Consider the following 14,364-nt stretch of genomic DNA (forward strand, 5'->3'; position numbering starts at 1 on the left):
AGGGGGGACACACCATGTTTCGGAACGCAGCGGAACTAGTGGCGCAAGCTAAAGAACAAAATGTAAAAATCGCAGAAATTATGATTCAATGTGAAATGGAAACAAGAAGTATTTCACGTGAAGAAGTAATTGCTGGTATGGAAAAGAACTTAGTCGTAATGGAGCAAGCAGTAGAACGTGGTATTCGCGGAGTGAAATCACCAACTGGTTTAACTGGCGGAGATGCTGTAAAAGTTCAGGCGTATATGAATAGCGGAAAAGGCTTATCTGGAGATACGATTTTGGACGCTGTGAGTAAAGCTGTTGCAACAAATGAAGTAAACGCAGCGATGGGAATTATTTGTGCAACACCAACAGCAGGGTCTGCTGGAACGGTGCCAGGTGTACTGTTTGCACTGCAAGAGAAATTACAACCGACACGCGAAGAGATGATTGAATTTTTATTTACAGCAGGAGCTTTCGGTATGGTTGTTGCGAATAATGCTTGTATTTCCGGCGCGGCAGGAGGTTGCCAAGCTGAAGTAGGTTCAGCAAGTGGAATGGCAGCAGCTGCTGCAGTTGAGATGGCTGGTGGAACGCAAGACCAAGCAGCTACAGCGATGGCGATTTCATTAAAGAATATGCTTGGTTTAGTATGTGATCCTGTTGCAGGGCTTGTAGAAGTACCTTGTGTAAAACGTAATGCAGCAGGAGCTGCGAATGCGATGATTTCAGCTGATTTAGCATTAGCTGGCGTAACGAGTACAATTCCATGTGATGAAGTAATTGAGGCAATGTTTAGAATCGGACAAACGATGCCAGTAGCACTTCGTGAAACAGCTGAAGGTGGACTTGCAGCAACACCAACTGGTCGCCGTCTGCAAGAAGAGATCTTTGGGAAAACTAATAACTAAACAATATATGTTTATAAAAAAATGGAGCTCAAGTAAGATTGAGCTCTATTTTTTATTTTTCTTTTGTTAGTTGTTCTAATGTTTTTCCAAGATTGTGTGATCGTTGTGTAGCCTGTGTAATACAAGAAATAAGTGCTTGTTGAAATTTATGTTCTTGTAATACTTCAATGCCTGCTTCGGTCGTTCCGCCAGGAGAAGTAATTTCCTTTCGCAAAACAGAAGGGTGTTTTTCGCTTGCTTTTAGCATTTCAGCAGCACCAATCATCGTCTGAAGAATAAGTGACTTTGCAACATCTTCTTTTAAACCAATTGTTTTTGCGGCCTCTTCCATCGCTTCCACTACGTAATAAATATAAGCGGGTCCACTTCCAGATAATGCAGTGACAGCATGCATATCTTCTTCCTCTACAACAGAGACGAGACCGATCGTTTCAAATAAAGCTATGGCAGTGCGAATATGTTCCGCTGTTGAATGTTTTGAAGGCGAGATAGCAGTAGCTGATTTTAAAATAGCTGCAGATGTATTTGGCATCGCACGAATAATCGGAACATCTTTTTGAAGTAGGTTTCTAATTGAGTGAGTAGAAACACCTGCTAATAACGAAATAATAAGCAGATTATTATGTATATCTTCTTTAAAAGGAGTAAGAGCTTCTGCAACATCCTTCGGTTTCATTGCTAGAAAAAGAATAGTCGTATCAGTAAGTAGCTCTTTTTTATTATGCGTACCTTTGACGCCGTATTTTTTATGTAGCTCCTGCAACCTTGTCTCGTTAGAACGATTACTTACAGTAATTTGTTCGCCTTTCACAACATTTGCATGTAACAAGCCACCAATAATAGCTTCAGCAATAGAGCCTGCACCGAGAAAGGAAATGTTTTGAATAGACATGATGTTCCTCCTTTAAATTGGGTTAGAAATTCTTATAAATGTACATACATTCGTTTTTTTATAGGAAACACCTCTTTTTATCTGAAAATAATGACAAATATATGTAGAAGTTGTAAACTGAAGAAGTATTCATTTTTGAACCGGAAAGAGACAGGGGGGCTAAGCATGACGGCGATTCACCGAATGGAGATTCCTGTGCCATTTGCAGTTGAAACTGTGAATGTGTTTTTAGTTGAGGGGGAAACATTAACATTAATTGATACAGGGACGAATACAGAAGGGGCAAGAAGTGCGTTAGAAAGTCAATTAGGTGCATTAGGATATACGATAGAAGATATTGAAACAGTGGTCATTACGCATCATCATGCGGATCATTGTGGGCTTTTAAATATATTTTCTGAGAAAACGAACATTATTGGACACCCTTGGAATGAGCCTTGGATCACGCAAAATCCAGAATTTTTAAAGCGGTATCATGAGTTTTTTAGAGAGACAGCTTTGCAATTTGGTGTTCCAGCAGCATTTTTAAAAGACGAGGCGTTATTGACGACAAGGACACTGAAATATTCTTGTAATAGATCGTTAACGCATACTGTGAGAGAGGGAGATCGTATTGATTCTTTACCTGGGTTTACAGTTATTGAAACACCAGGTCATGCTTCCACTCATATTTCATTATATAGAGAATCTGATGGAATATTAATTGGTGGGGATGCTCTCATTAGTCATATTTCTTCGAATCCCATATTAGAACCACCGTATGAAGGACAAACAGAAAGAGCACGTCCATTATTACAATATAATCAAACGTTGAAGCGTTTAAGTGAAATGAATATTTCGCGCATTTTATCAGGACATGGAGAAGATGTTCTAGATGTGAAACAACTTATTGAAACGAGATTACAAAAGCAAGAAACACGTGCGTTTAAAGTGCTTGAGTTATTAAAGGAAAAACCAATGACAGCATTTGAAGTATGTGTAAAACTATTTCCAGTATTATATAAAGAACAATTGCCACTTACTATTTCAGAAACTGTTGGACAATTAGACTTTTTAGCATATAATCAACAAGTGATGATTGATGAATCTTCACAACAATTGATTTATTATGCAAAGTAGGTGACAGCAATGACGGGACGTTTACAAAATAAAGTAATCGTCATTACAGGTGCTTCTAGTGGAATTGGAGAGCAAATTGCAATGCAAGTTGCAGAGCTGGGGGCGACTCCAGTATTAATGGCTAGAACAGAAGAGAAATTAAAAGCGTTAGCACACAAAATTAAAGAAACTTATAATACGCCTTGCTATTACTATGTATTAGATGTAAGTGAAGAGACGGAAGTACAATCTGTTTTTTCAAAGGTATTACAAGAAGTAGGACGTATTGATATATTAGTAAACAATGCGGGATTTGGTATTTTTAAAACGTTTGAAGAGGCGTCAATGGATGAAGTGAAAGATATGTTCCAAGTAAATGTATTTGGATTAGTAGCTTGTACAAAAGCGGTACTACCTTATATGTTGAAAAGAAACGAAGGGCATATTATTAATATTGCTTCACTTGCTGGGAAAATTGCAACTCCGAAATCGAGTGCGTATGCTGCGACGAAGCATGCAGTATTAGGGTTTACGAATAGTTTACGCATGGAGTTATCTAGTACAAATCTTTTCGTAACAGCGATTAATCCAGGTCCGATAGATACGAACTTTTTTGAAATAGCTGATCAATCCGGTACATATGTGAAAAATATGGGACGATACATGTTAAAACCAACATATGTTGCAGAGCAAATCGTAAAATCGATGCAAACGAAAAAGCGTGAAGTAAACTTACCGAAGTGGATGGGCATGGGTCCAAAACTTTATGCTCTATTCCCAGGTTTATTTGAGCGTGTTGCAGGCAAATCATTAAGTAAAAAATAGGAGATTTCCATATGGAAATCTCCTATTTTTTTATTTTCCAGTCACATAATCGTAAACGATATCCTCAACTGCCTCGTATACATCAATTTCAGTATTTGAATGAATTATCGTTTGAATATGTTTAATTAGCATTTCCTGATCCTCATTTGACATAGGATTATATTGATATTGCTGAAAACTTTTTATAATCATCTTCTCAATTAATTTTCTATGCATGTTTTCCCCGCCTATATGTACGTATGTATTGTTTTATTGTACTTGAAGTGAAGTGAAAAAACTACCATGCACCATTTGTGTATAAAAATCCGCTTGTATATATTATTTTTCTAGTAAAATTAAGTTTTTTAAGTTTATAAAATTTATAAATATTTAATTGACTCTATAAATATACAATATTATAATCATACTTAATTTAAAGAATCGATATGAGGAGGAGCATATGAAAGTCGCGATTATTGGAGCAACTGGGTATGGAGGTATTGAGTTAATTCGGTTATTAGAGCAACATCCATATTTTTCGATAGCATCTCTTCATTCTTTTTCACAAGTTGGTGAGTGTATAACAAATGTATATCCGCATTTTCAAAATGTTCTTGTTCATACGTTACAAGAAATTGAAGCGGAGGAAATAAAGAAGAAAGCAGAAATTGTATTTTTAGCAACCCCAGCAGGAGTATCAACAGAGTTAACTCCAAAATTATTAGCAGTAGGTTTAAAAGTAATTGACCTCTCAGGAGACTTTCGAATGAAAGATCCTTCGACATATGAACAGTGGTATAAAAGGGCAGCTGCAAAAGAAGAAGTTCTTAGGGAAGCTGTATATGGGTTAAGCGAATGGAAAAGGTCCGAAATTCAAAATGCAAATTTAATTGCAAACCCAGGATGCTTTGCTACAGCTACATTATTAGCAATATTACCGTTAGTACGTAGCGGCATGATTGAAGAAGATTCCATTATTATTGATGCGAAATCAGGAGTATCTGGAGCAGGAAAAACGCCAACAACGATGACGCACTTTCCTGAGTTATACGATAACTTACGTATTTATAAAGTAAATGAGCATCAACACGTTCCTGAGATTGAGCAAATGCTTGCGGAGTGGAATAGGGAAACAAAGCCAATCACGTTTAGTACACATTTAATACCGATATCACGAGGGATTATGATTACACTTTATGCGAAAGTAAAACGAGAAATGGGAAGAGAACAGCTTCAAAGGTTATATGAAGAAACGTATGAACAATCGCCTTTCATTCGAATTCGCACGCCAGGAGAGTTTCCAAGTCCGAAAGAAGTGAGGGGCTCAAATTATTGTGATATTGGGATAGCTTACGATGAAAGAACAGGAAGAGTGACAGTCGTTTCTGTTATAGACAATATGATGAAAGGTGCGGCTGGGCAAGCGGTTCAAAATGCAAATATAGTAGCGGGGCTAGAAGAAACAACAGGCTTACAACATATGCCGCTTTATCTATAAGGGGGACATGATGATTAAAGTAGAGTCTATTACAAAATTAGAACATGGTTCCATTGTAGCGCCAAAAGGATTTTCGGCAATCGGTACTGCAAATGGTCTGAAAAAAGAAAAAAAGGATTTAGGTGTAATCATTTGTGAAGTGCCGGCATCATGTGCCGCTGTTTATACAACGAATCAAATACAAGCAGCCCCGTTGCAAGTAACGAAAGAAAGTATAGCGGCTGAGGGGAAATTACAAGCTATTATTGTCAATAGTGGAAATGCAAATGCTTGTACAGGAATGAGAGGCTTACAAGATGCTTACGAGATGCGTGCATTAGGGGCGGAACATTTTGGAGTGAAAGAACATTACGTTGCAGTAGCTTCAACAGGTGTAATTGGTGTTCCTTTACCGATGGATATAATTCGAAAGGGAGTTGTAACTCTTATCCCCACGAAGGAAGTAAGTGAAGCTCATTCTTTTGCTGAAGCGATTTTAACGACGGATCTTATAACGAAAGAAACGTGCTATGAGATGATGATTGATGGGAAGAAAGTGACGATTGCTGGTGTTGCGAAAGGTTCAGGGATGATTCATCCAAATATGGCAACGATGCTAAGTTTTATTACGACAGATGCTCATATAGAGCATGACGTATTGCAAACAGCATTATCACAAATAACGAATCATACATTTAATCAAATTACGGTGGATGGAGATACTTCTACGAATGATATGGTTATTGTTATGGCAAGTGGATTATCAGAAACGAAACCAATCAATATGGAACATGCAGATTGGGAAACTTTCGTATTTGCTTTACAGAAGGTATGTGAAGATTTAGCAAAAAAAATTGCACGAGATGGTGAAGGTGCTACGAAGTTAATAGAAGTAAATGTGCTAGGAGCTCGTACGAATGAAGAGGCAAAGAAAATTGCAAAGCAAATAGTCGGTTCGAGTCTTGTGAAAACAGCAATACATGGTGAAGACCCGAATTGGGGGCGAATTATTAGCAGTATGGGACAAAGTGAAGTAGCGATTCATCCGGATGCAATTGATATTACTCTTCAATCTATCGCTGTGTTAAAAAATAGTGAACCCCAAATGTTTTCTGAAGAGGAAATGAAAAAGAAATTAAAAGAACATGAAATTATGATTGATGTGTATTTACATTTAGGAGAAGAGACCGGATCAGCTTGGGGCTGTGACTTAAGTTATGAATATGTGAAAATAAACGCTTGTTATCGTACATAAGGAGAGGGAAGATGAGCGATTATATTGTAGTGAAATGCGGCGGTAGTATGTTGGATCAATTAAATGATGTGTTTTTTGATTGTATAAAGAAATTACAACAGAAGTATAAAGTAGTGATTGTCCATGGTGGCGGCCCAGAAATTGATGCCAAATTAAAAGATTGTAACATCAAAGTAGAAAAAAGAGATGGGTTACGGGTAACACCAAAAGAAGTTATGGATATTGTTCAAATGGTGCTATGCGGAAGTGCGAATAAAAAAATTGTAATGAAGTTGCAAAGGCATAATTTACTTGCGGTAGGTTGTTCAGGGTGTGACGGCAATTTACTTCAAGTTCAACCTGTCAGCGAAGAAATAGGATATGTTGGAGAAGTAAGTTATGTCGAAACAGCCTTACTAAAAGGATTGATAAATTTGAATTATATTCCTGTTATTGCTCCGGTCGGGATAAATGATAATGAGATTTATAACATAAATGCGGATACAGCTGCAGCTGGAATTGCGGCCGCATTATCCGCAAAAGAACTCATTTTTATTACGGATGTAGATGGGATATTACATGAAGGAAAGTTAGTAAAGAAAACGGATGAATTGGAAATTATTACTTTAATAGAAAAAGGAGTTATTACAGGCGGGATGATTCCGAAAGTACAGGCGGCACTAGCGTCATTAAAAATGGGAGTGCAAAAGATAAGTATTGTGAACGGTACAAAAGATTTTACTGAAGTTACGGGCGAGTGTATCGGAACGACGGTAACGAAAGGAGTAAGTATCGTATGACAAGTCATCTTTTTCAAACGTATGGGAGAAGAAATATTGAGTTTGTAAAGGGAAGTGGAACGAAAGTTATTGATGAAAATGGTAAGCAATATTTAGATTTCACATCAGGAATTGGCGTATGTAATTTAGGACATTGTCACCCTACGGTTATGAAAGCTATCCAAGAGCAACTTCATGATATATGGCATATATCTAACCTGTTTACAAACAGCTTACAAGAAGAAGTAGCATCATTATTAACAGAAGATACAGCGTTAGATTCTGTTTTTTTCTGTAATAGTGGGGCAGAGGCGAATGAGGCTGCGTTGAAGCTAGCTCGTAAGCATACTGGAAAATCCCTCGTCATAACATGTCAGCAGTCTTTTCACGGTAGAACATTCGGAACGATGAGTGCGACGGGGCAAAATAAAGTGAAAGAAGGATTTGGTCCGCTCCTTCCGTCTTTTTTACATACTCCGTTTAACGATATAAAGGCGTTAGAGGAAGTAATGAATGAAGAAGTAGCGGCAGTAATGGTAGAAGTTGTTCAAGGAGAGGGAGGGGTCATTCCTGCTAATCTATCTTTTTTGAAAGCAATTGAAACATTATGTCATAAATTCGGTTCCTTATTTATTATAGACGAAGTACAAACTGGGATTGGAAGAACAGGGACATTATTTGCTTACGAACAAATGGGAATATCTCCTCATATCGTTACTACCGCTAAGGCGCTTGGAAATGGCATTCCCGTTGGAGCGATGATTGGCCAGAAAGAACTTGGAACATCGTTTACTGCAGGATCACATGGTTCAACGTTTGGTGGGAATTATATTGCGATGGCGGCAGCGAAAGAAGTATTGCAAGTAAGTAAGAAACCATCGTTTTTAAAAGAGGTAAAAGAAAAGGGCGAATACGTATTAGAGAAGTTGCGAGAGGAATTACGACATGTTGAATGTATTCAAAATATACGTGGTAAGGGGCTTATGATAGGGATGGAGTGTAAGCATGAAGTTGCGAGTTTTATAGAACAACTAGAGAAAGAAGGACTTCTCGTATTACAAGCAGGACCTAATGTGATAAGGCTATTACCACCACTTATTGTAACGAATGAAGAGTTAGAACAGGCAGTATATATGATAAAAAAAGTAGTTTGTACAAAAAACGTATCAATCATATGAGGGGGAAATTCCATGTCAACTGTACAAGTACCGAAATTAAATACGAAAGATCTTTTAACATTAGAAGAATTGACGCAAGAAGAAATTATTTCTTTAATTGAGTTCGCTATCTATTTAAAAAAGAATAAGCAAGAGCCTTTATTACAAGGGAAAATATTAGGGCTTATCTTTGATAAACATTCGACTCGTACTCGCGTATCTTTTGAAGCAGGAATGGTACAGCTCGGAGGACATGGCATGTTTTTAAGTGGGAAAGAGATGCAAATTGGAAGAGGGGAGAGCGTTTCAGATACTGCGAAAGTATTATCTCATTATATTGACGGGATCATGATACGTACATTCTCACATGCCGATGTAGAAGAGCTTGCAAAAGAATCGAGCATACCTGTTATTAATGGATTAACGGACGATCACCATCCTTGTCAAGCGTTGGCAGATTTAATGACGATTTATGAAGAAGTGAAGACGTTTAAAGGAATTAAATTAGCTTATGTAGGTGATGGGAATAACGTATGTCATTCATTGTTGTTAGCGAGTGCGAAAGTCGGAATGCATATGACTGTTGCGACGCCTGTAGGATATGAACCGAATGAGGAAATTGTAAAAAAAGCGTTAATGATTGCTGAAGAAACAGGAGCTGAAATTGAAATTTTGCATAATCCTGAATTAGCGGTGAGTGAAGCAGATTTCATATATACTGACGTTTGGATGAGCATGGGGCAAGAAGGAGAAGAAGAGAAATATACTTTATTTCAACCTTACCAAATTAATAAAGAACTTGTTATGCATGCGAAGCAAGCATATCGTTTCTTACACTGTTTACCCGCCCATCGTGAAGAAGAAGTAACAGGAGAAATTATAGATGGACCACAGTCTATCGTCTTTGAGCAAGCTGGTAATCGATTGCACGCGCAAAAAGCATTATTAGTAAGTTTATTTAAAAATGTAGAAGAACTTTCTTAAATGATGTGCATCTCCAGTTGTTACGTACAAATAACAATTGGAGGTGCACTTTTTGTATTGAAATGTCATATGTATATTTAGTTAACCATTTTGATATCATTTATAATAAAAGAGGAAACTAAATTTGTTTTTCAGAGTGTGTAAGGACATACTACATATAAAAATATAGTTAAAGAGATGATGAGGGTGAAAACAACTAAGAAAACATATTCGTTTTTTCAGCGGATGTGGAGAATATTAAAGTTTCAATATTATAAGTTGCTTCGATCACCAGAAGGAGCACAGAAAGTATCGTTAGGTTTTGCAATTGGGTTTGGTTTAGAGATGCTGGTCATATATACGGCATCGCTCGTATATGTAATATTTTATCCGATCGTTCGATTAGCAAAGGGATCTTTTCCTGCTGCGGTTATTGGCAATATTATTGGGAAAATATCATTTTTACCGGTATTTTTATTTCCAGTTGCTTATGCGTTAGGAAAAATGATTTATCCATTTCATGTGAAAAAAATACATCATGAACCATTTACGATATCTGACTTGTTTTCAAGCCATATTTTCACAATATTAAAGAGCTTATTACAGAGTGAAGTGTATGTATTAATTGGTATGACGATAATAGGAGTTGTGTTTGGGGTAATTTCATATTTTGTTGTGCATTATTTATATGAAAAAAACCGTAAGTTACGTTTGAAGAACAGAAAGAAACGAGTGAGAGAACCACTCGTGCAAATATAAAGAGTGTCACATTCATTTTCTCCTTTGAATATGTTTAAGAAAAAGGAGGAGAGAATGAATGTATTATTATTACGTACCGCAAGTATACCCATATGTAAATTATTATCCGGTAAATGATATGAGGCAGCAATTTGGAGTGTATCAGCAGCAACAATTTCAGCAATTACCACAAATACCACCACAGCAACCTACGCAAGAACAAAAACCATATTTAACGACATGGCCATATTCAAATGTATACTATGGTAATTATTACGAATCATAAAGCTGCTTCTATTTAGAAGCAGCTTTATGCGTTTGTTTTCAAAATTAAATTTTGAATGGTTTGAAGAGAGTGAATGAGTTTTTCACGTTCTTCCTCAGATAATGTTTGGAAATTTTCTTTTAATTTGTCTAAAATGAATTGTTGATACTGATTTACTAACAATTTCCCTTCAGCTGTTAGGGAAATTAAAATGACCCGTCGATCTTTTTCGCTATAATGACGCTCTATTAATTCTTCTTGAATTAGTTTGTTTAATAGAGGTGTCATGTTAGGCCGTGAAATCGCTAGCCGCTTACCGATTTCGGAAACTGCTAATGTGCCATTTTCATGCAGAAGCAGCAATACTTGTGTATGTGATGGCGGCATATGTCTTTGAGAAGAAAATTCTCCAGGAAGCATAAATTTGCGATAAAAAAGAGGCACTAGCGAAAGAAGATGATCAACAATACGTTCCCACTCGCGTGATTCCATATAAAGGCCCCCTTCCACACTATCATTGTAACAAAAAAGACAGGGTATAAAAATAGAATTGTTTCATGACAGCTTTAATATTTGTAGGATAACACTTGCTTTGTAAACGCATTAGCAATAATTGCATAGCCGTTATCATTTGGGTGTACTTGGTCAAATAATAACTCTTTTTTATCATTCGATATTAATTTACGAACTGGCAAAACGATAGATGGTTGATTTGCTTTTGAAATGGAATAAACGGATTCATTCCAGCCATCTAAAAACATATCTGCATAACTGGCGATGGAGTCATCGAGTTGTAACGGGTTATAGAGCTCTGAGAGAATGAGTAAAGCGTCCGGGTTTTGATCGCGAACTGTCTTTACAATAGTTTTTATATCCGCTTCAAAATGAGCTTTTTCTTTATTTAACATTTTAATACCGTCTATAACACCGACATCACGATTTAAGCGAAATAAATTATTTCCTCCAATATTAATCGTAATGATATTTGCTGCTCTAATCTTTTGTTTTACATCTTCTGATTGAACTTTTTTAGCGAGACGATCTGTTGTAAGACCGTTTATCCCAAGATTTTCTATGGTAATTGGTTTATGAATTTGTGCTTCTATTTGTCTAGAACCTAATTCAGCAAATCCCCCTTGTGTCGATCCATATCCTTTGGCGAGTGAATCACCTAATACGAGGTGATAAAAGGAATCGTTTGTTTGCTTATCAATCCAACTTGGAGTAGATGTTTTTTCTGTTTTTTCTTCGGGTTCATTTTGTTTTGTCTCATCGTTCTTTTCGAAATAAGAATAAGAAATGATTAGAAGGAGGAGACAAACAATTGTTAAGATGACTTTTTTCATAAATTCATCCTCCTTGTAATTGGTAATTGTATCATATTCAGCAGTATTAACAATGTAAGGGCATATTATATGTTTATGAAAAGTTTACAATAACTTTACAGAAAATTTGTAGAAGTATGTCAAAAAATATTGACGATATGAAAGTACATTATATATGATAATGTCAGATAAGGTGAAATTTTAATGAGTAGGGCTTTATTTCCTGCTAATTAAAGTTTCAACAATCGGGCGTTTAAGGGGAATACTCATTAGCGCAGGATGAAATGAAAATCTTGTCTCTAATAGAAGAAAAAAGGTATGTGGTTAGAGGCAAATAGAGGTTTATTTCATTATTTTTGGTAATTGTATAAGGGGGATTTTTTGTGAAAAAGTCAAAAAAAATGCTAGCTGGAGCAACTCTTGCTATTGGTGTAATAGCACCACAAGTGTTGCCAACAACCGCTTATGCGGAAGAGAACAATGGGGAGAGTACGGTTAACTTACGAATTCTAGAAACATCAGATATTCACGTTAACTTAATGAATTACGATTATTATCAAACGAAAACAGATAATAAAGTAGGTCTCGTACAAACGGCAACACTTGTTAATAAAGCACGTGAAGAAGCGAAGAACTCTGTCCTATTTGATGATGGGGATGCATTGCAAGGGACACCGCTTGGAGATTACGTAGCGAATAAAATAAATGATCCGAAGAAGCCTGTGGATCCTAGTTATACACATCCATTATATCGTTTAATGAATTTAATGAAGTATGACGTCATCTCTCTTGGGAATCATGAATTTAACTACGGTTTAGACTATTTAAACAAAGTAATTAGTAAAACAGAGTTCCCGGTTATTAACTCGAACGTATATAAAGATGATAAAGATAATAATGAAGAGAACGATCAAAATTACTTTAAACCATATCATGTTTTTGAAAAAGAAGTAGAAGATGAATCAGGTCAAAAACAAAAAGTGAAAATTGGCGTAATGGGATTTGTTCCACCTCAAGTTATGAACTGGGATAAAGCGAATTTAGAAGGAAAAGTGAAAGCAAAAGATATAGTTGAAACAGCGAAGAAAATGGTGCCAAAAATGAAAGCAGAAGGTGCAGATGTTATCGTTGCACTAGCGCATTCTGGTGTTGATAAGAGTGGATACAACGTTGGCATGGAAAACGCTTCGTATTATTTAACAGAAGTTTCTGGTGTAGATGCAGTATTAATGGGACATTCACATACTGAAGTGAAGGATGTATTTAATGGTGTTCCAGTTGTAATGCCTGGTGTCTTTGGAAGTAACTTAGGTATTATTGATATGCAATTGAAAAAGGTAAACGGAAAATGGGAAATACAAAAAGAGCAATCGAAGCCGCAACTTCGTCCGATTGCTGATAGTAAAGGGAACCCATTAGTACAATCTGATGAAAAATTAGTTAATGAAATTAAAGATGATCACCAAGCGACAATTGATTATGTGAATACAGCTGTAGGAAAAACGACAGCGCCAATTAATAGTTATTTCTCATTAGTACAAGATGATCCTTCTGTACAACTTGTAACAAATGCACAAAAATGGTATGTAGAAAAGTTATTTGCTGAAAATGGACAGTACAGCAAATATAAAGGAATTCCAGTTTTATCTGCAGGCGCACCATTTAAAGCAGGTGGCCGAAACGGTGCTACATATTATACGGATATTCCAGCTGGAACGTTAGCGATTAAAAACGTTGCAGATTTATATGTATATCCAAACACGTTATATGCTGTAAAAGTAAATGGGGCACAAGTGAAAGAATGGCTTGAAATGTCTGCAGGTCAGTTTAATCAAATCGATCCAAAGAAAACAGAAGAACAACCATTAGTAAATATAGGCTATCCTACATATAACTTCGATATTTTAGATGGCGTAAAATACGAAATTGATGTAACACAACCAGCGAAATACGATAAAGATGGAAAAGTTGTAAATGCAAATACGAATCGTATTATAAATATGACATATGAAGGTAAGCCAGTAGCTGATAATCAAGAGTTCATCGTTGCTACAAATAACTATCGCGGAAGTAGCCAAACGTTCCCGGGTGTAAGTAAAGGGGAAGTTGTATACCAATCACAAGATGAAACACGTCAAATCATTGTGAAGTATATGCAAGAAACACCAGTTATTGATCCAGCAGCAGATAAAAATTGGACGTTTAAACCGATTGTTGCAGATAAATTAAATACAACATTCGATTCTTCACCAAATGCACAAAAGTATATAAAGAAAGATGGAAAAATATCATATGTTGGACCATCTGAAAATGAATTTGCTAAATATGCAATTGATATAACGAAGAAGAACGATGATGGTAAGGAAACTGGTGGAGAGAATCCAACAACACCGCCAACAGGTGAAGGAAATAATGGAGGAAATCCAACGACACCACCAACAGGTGAAGGAAATAATGGAGAAAATCCAACGACACCGCCAACAGATGCAGGTAATAACACAGGATCAGGATCTGGACAAACTACAACGGAAAATCAAAACTTAAAAGAAACAACAACTGTAAGTGAAAATAAAGAAGAACGTGATTTACCGAAAACAGGTACAAGTGTTGCTTCTACAATTGGAGCAGGCTTGGCGTTTGTTGGAGCGGGATTACTTCTGTTATTTAGAAGAAAGAAAGCAAATAGATAGTCGAGAAATATAAAAAGGATTACCGATTCAGGTAATCCTTTTTAGTATA

At 36.4% G+C, this 14,364-nt stretch carries 15 protein-coding genes; 11 read left to right on the plus strand and 4 right to left on the minus strand.

Annotation, left to right across the window (positions count from 1 at the left end; translation table 11 throughout):
* The first annotated feature begins 14 nt into the window (after positions 1–14).
* Entirely contained in the window at positions 15–893 is an 879-nt protein-coding gene (gene sdaAA, locus AABL52_RS06760; RefSeq protein ID WP_000489465.1) for an L-serine ammonia-lyase, iron-sulfur-dependent, subunit alpha, read from the plus strand.
* A gap of 52 nt (positions 894–945) precedes the next feature.
* Here sdaAA and proI read toward each other — a convergent pair whose 3' ends face one another.
* The gene (gene proI / locus AABL52_RS06765) at positions 946–1,785 is read right to left on the minus strand and encodes a pyrroline-5-carboxylate reductase ProI (RefSeq protein WP_341519079.1); all 840 of its coding nucleotides are present in this window, start codon (positions 1,783–1,785) and stop codon (positions 946–948) included.
* A 165-nt stretch (positions 1,786–1,950) separates the two neighbouring features.
* On the opposite strand from proI, the gene AABL52_RS06770 reads away from it, so the two are divergent.
* Positions 1,951–2,904 (plus strand): MBL fold metallo-hydrolase, encoded by a 954-nt coding sequence (locus AABL52_RS06770; RefSeq protein WP_341519080.1) that lies wholly within the window; start codon positions 1,951–1,953, stop codon positions 2,902–2,904.
* Positions 2,905–2,913: 9 nt separating this feature from the next.
* Positions 2,914–3,708: an SDR family oxidoreductase gene (locus AABL52_RS06775; RefSeq protein WP_097843909.1), complete on the plus strand. Its 795-nt coding sequence runs from the start codon at positions 2,914–2,916 to the stop codon at positions 3,706–3,708.
* A gap of 30 nt (positions 3,709–3,738) precedes the next feature.
* Here AABL52_RS06775 and AABL52_RS06780 read toward each other — a convergent pair whose 3' ends face one another.
* The gene (locus AABL52_RS06780) at positions 3,739–3,924 is read right to left on the minus strand and encodes a YqzH family protein (RefSeq protein WP_341519081.1); all 186 of its coding nucleotides are present in this window, start codon (positions 3,922–3,924) and stop codon (positions 3,739–3,741) included.
* A gap of 223 nt (positions 3,925–4,147) precedes the next feature.
* On the opposite strand from AABL52_RS06780, the gene argC reads away from it, so the two are divergent.
* From argC to AABL52_RS06815, 7 genes are all read left to right on the plus strand, one after another.
* The gene (argC, locus tag AABL52_RS06785) at positions 4,148–5,185 is read left to right on the plus strand and encodes an N-acetyl-gamma-glutamyl-phosphate reductase (RefSeq protein ID WP_000861232.1); all 1,038 of its coding nucleotides are present in this window, start codon (positions 4,148–4,150) and stop codon (positions 5,183–5,185) included.
* 10 nt (positions 5,186–5,195) lie between these two features.
* On the plus strand, positions 5,196–6,419 hold the full coding sequence (argJ, locus tag AABL52_RS06790; RefSeq protein WP_341519082.1) for a bifunctional glutamate N-acetyltransferase/amino-acid acetyltransferase ArgJ: 1,224 nt from the start codon (positions 5,196–5,198) through the stop codon (positions 6,417–6,419).
* Between the two features lie 11 nt (positions 6,420–6,430).
* Positions 6,431–7,198, plus strand: a complete 768-nt coding sequence (argB, locus tag AABL52_RS06795) for an acetylglutamate kinase (protein WP_341519083.1) — start codon at positions 6,431–6,433, stop codon at positions 7,196–7,198.
* The gene (locus AABL52_RS06800; protein ID WP_341519084.1) at positions 7,195–8,355 is read left to right on the plus strand and encodes an acetylornithine transaminase; all 1,161 of its coding nucleotides are present in this window, start codon (positions 7,195–7,197) and stop codon (positions 8,353–8,355) included. The genes argB and AABL52_RS06800 overlap by 4 nt, the downstream gene beginning before the upstream one ends.
* A gap of 12 nt (positions 8,356–8,367) precedes the next feature.
* Positions 8,368–9,318 carry an ornithine carbamoyltransferase gene (gene argF / locus AABL52_RS06805; protein WP_341519085.1) on the plus strand — a complete coding sequence of 317 codons (951 nt, stop codon included), beginning with the start codon at positions 8,368–8,370 and terminating at the stop codon, positions 9,316–9,318.
* Positions 9,319–9,495: 177 nt separating this feature from the next.
* The gene (locus AABL52_RS06810; protein WP_341519086.1) at positions 9,496–10,056 is read left to right on the plus strand and encodes a DUF2062 domain-containing protein; all 561 of its coding nucleotides are present in this window, start codon (positions 9,496–9,498) and stop codon (positions 10,054–10,056) included.
* A 58-nt stretch (positions 10,057–10,114) separates the two neighbouring features.
* Positions 10,115–10,321: a hypothetical protein gene (locus AABL52_RS06815; protein ID WP_000291944.1), complete on the plus strand. Its 207-nt coding sequence runs from the start codon at positions 10,115–10,117 to the stop codon at positions 10,319–10,321.
* A 24-nt stretch (positions 10,322–10,345) separates the two neighbouring features.
* Here AABL52_RS06815 and AABL52_RS06820 read toward each other — a convergent pair whose 3' ends face one another.
* Positions 10,346–10,792 carry a MarR family winged helix-turn-helix transcriptional regulator gene (locus AABL52_RS06820; protein WP_000445817.1) on the minus strand — a complete coding sequence of 149 codons (447 nt, stop codon included), beginning with the start codon at positions 10,790–10,792 and terminating at the stop codon, positions 10,346–10,348.
* Between the two features lie 74 nt (positions 10,793–10,866).
* Positions 10,867–11,646, minus strand: coding sequence for a GDSL-type esterase/lipase family protein (locus tag AABL52_RS06825; RefSeq protein ID WP_098872082.1), 780 nt, complete (start codon positions 11,644–11,646; stop codon positions 10,867–10,869).
* Positions 11,647–12,008: 362 nt separating this feature from the next.
* Between AABL52_RS06825 and cpdB the strand changes: the two genes are divergently transcribed.
* Complete coding sequence (gene cpdB, locus AABL52_RS06830; protein ID WP_341519087.1) at positions 12,009–14,315, plus strand: bifunctional 2',3'-cyclic-nucleotide 2'-phosphodiesterase/3'-nucleotidase; 2,307 nt, start codon at positions 12,009–12,011, stop codon at positions 14,313–14,315.
* Positions 14,316–14,364 lie beyond the last annotated feature (49 nt).

It is taken from the genome of Bacillus paramobilis (genome assembly GCF_038096195.1).
In the GTDB taxonomy this organism is placed as follows: domain Bacteria; phylum Bacillota; class Bacilli; order Bacillales; family Bacillaceae_G; genus Bacillus_A; species Bacillus_A mobilis.

What these genes read in the sequence shown, in the direction of transcription:
- sdaAA (WP_000489465.1), top strand. Translation starts at nt 15, where the DNA reads ATGTTTCGGAACGCAGCGGAACTAGTGGCGCAAGCTAAAGAACAAAAT.
- proI (WP_341519079.1), bottom strand. Translation starts at nt 1,785, where the DNA reads ATGTCTATTCAAAACATTTCCTTTCTCGGTGCAGGCTCTATTGCTGAA.
- AABL52_RS06770 (WP_341519080.1), top strand. Translation starts at nt 1,951, where the DNA reads ATGACGGCGATTCACCGAATGGAGATTCCTGTGCCATTTGCAGTTGAA.
- AABL52_RS06775 (WP_097843909.1), top strand. Translation starts at nt 2,914, where the DNA reads ATGACGGGACGTTTACAAAATAAAGTAATCGTCATTACAGGTGCTTCT.
- AABL52_RS06780 (WP_341519081.1), bottom strand. Translation starts at nt 3,924, where the DNA reads ATGCATAGAAAATTAATTGAGAAGATGATTATAAAAAGTTTTCAGCAA.
- argC (WP_000861232.1), top strand. Translation starts at nt 4,148, where the DNA reads ATGAAAGTCGCGATTATTGGAGCAACTGGGTATGGAGGTATTGAGTTA.
- argJ (WP_341519082.1), top strand. Translation starts at nt 5,196, where the DNA reads ATGATTAAAGTAGAGTCTATTACAAAATTAGAACATGGTTCCATTGTA.
- argB (WP_341519083.1), top strand. Translation starts at nt 6,431, where the DNA reads ATGAGCGATTATATTGTAGTGAAATGCGGCGGTAGTATGTTGGATCAA.
- AABL52_RS06800 (WP_341519084.1), top strand. Translation starts at nt 7,195, where the DNA reads ATGACAAGTCATCTTTTTCAAACGTATGGGAGAAGAAATATTGAGTTT.
- argF (WP_341519085.1), top strand. Translation starts at nt 8,368, where the DNA reads ATGTCAACTGTACAAGTACCGAAATTAAATACGAAAGATCTTTTAACA.
- AABL52_RS06810 (WP_341519086.1), top strand. Translation starts at nt 9,496, where the DNA reads ATGATGAGGGTGAAAACAACTAAGAAAACATATTCGTTTTTTCAGCGG.
- AABL52_RS06815 (WP_000291944.1), top strand. Translation starts at nt 10,115, where the DNA reads ATGTATTATTATTACGTACCGCAAGTATACCCATATGTAAATTATTAT.
- AABL52_RS06820 (WP_000445817.1), bottom strand. Translation starts at nt 10,792, where the DNA reads ATGGAATCACGCGAGTGGGAACGTATTGTTGATCATCTTCTTTCGCTA.
- AABL52_RS06825 (WP_098872082.1), bottom strand. Translation starts at nt 11,646, where the DNA reads ATGAAAAAAGTCATCTTAACAATTGTTTGTCTCCTCCTTCTAATCATT.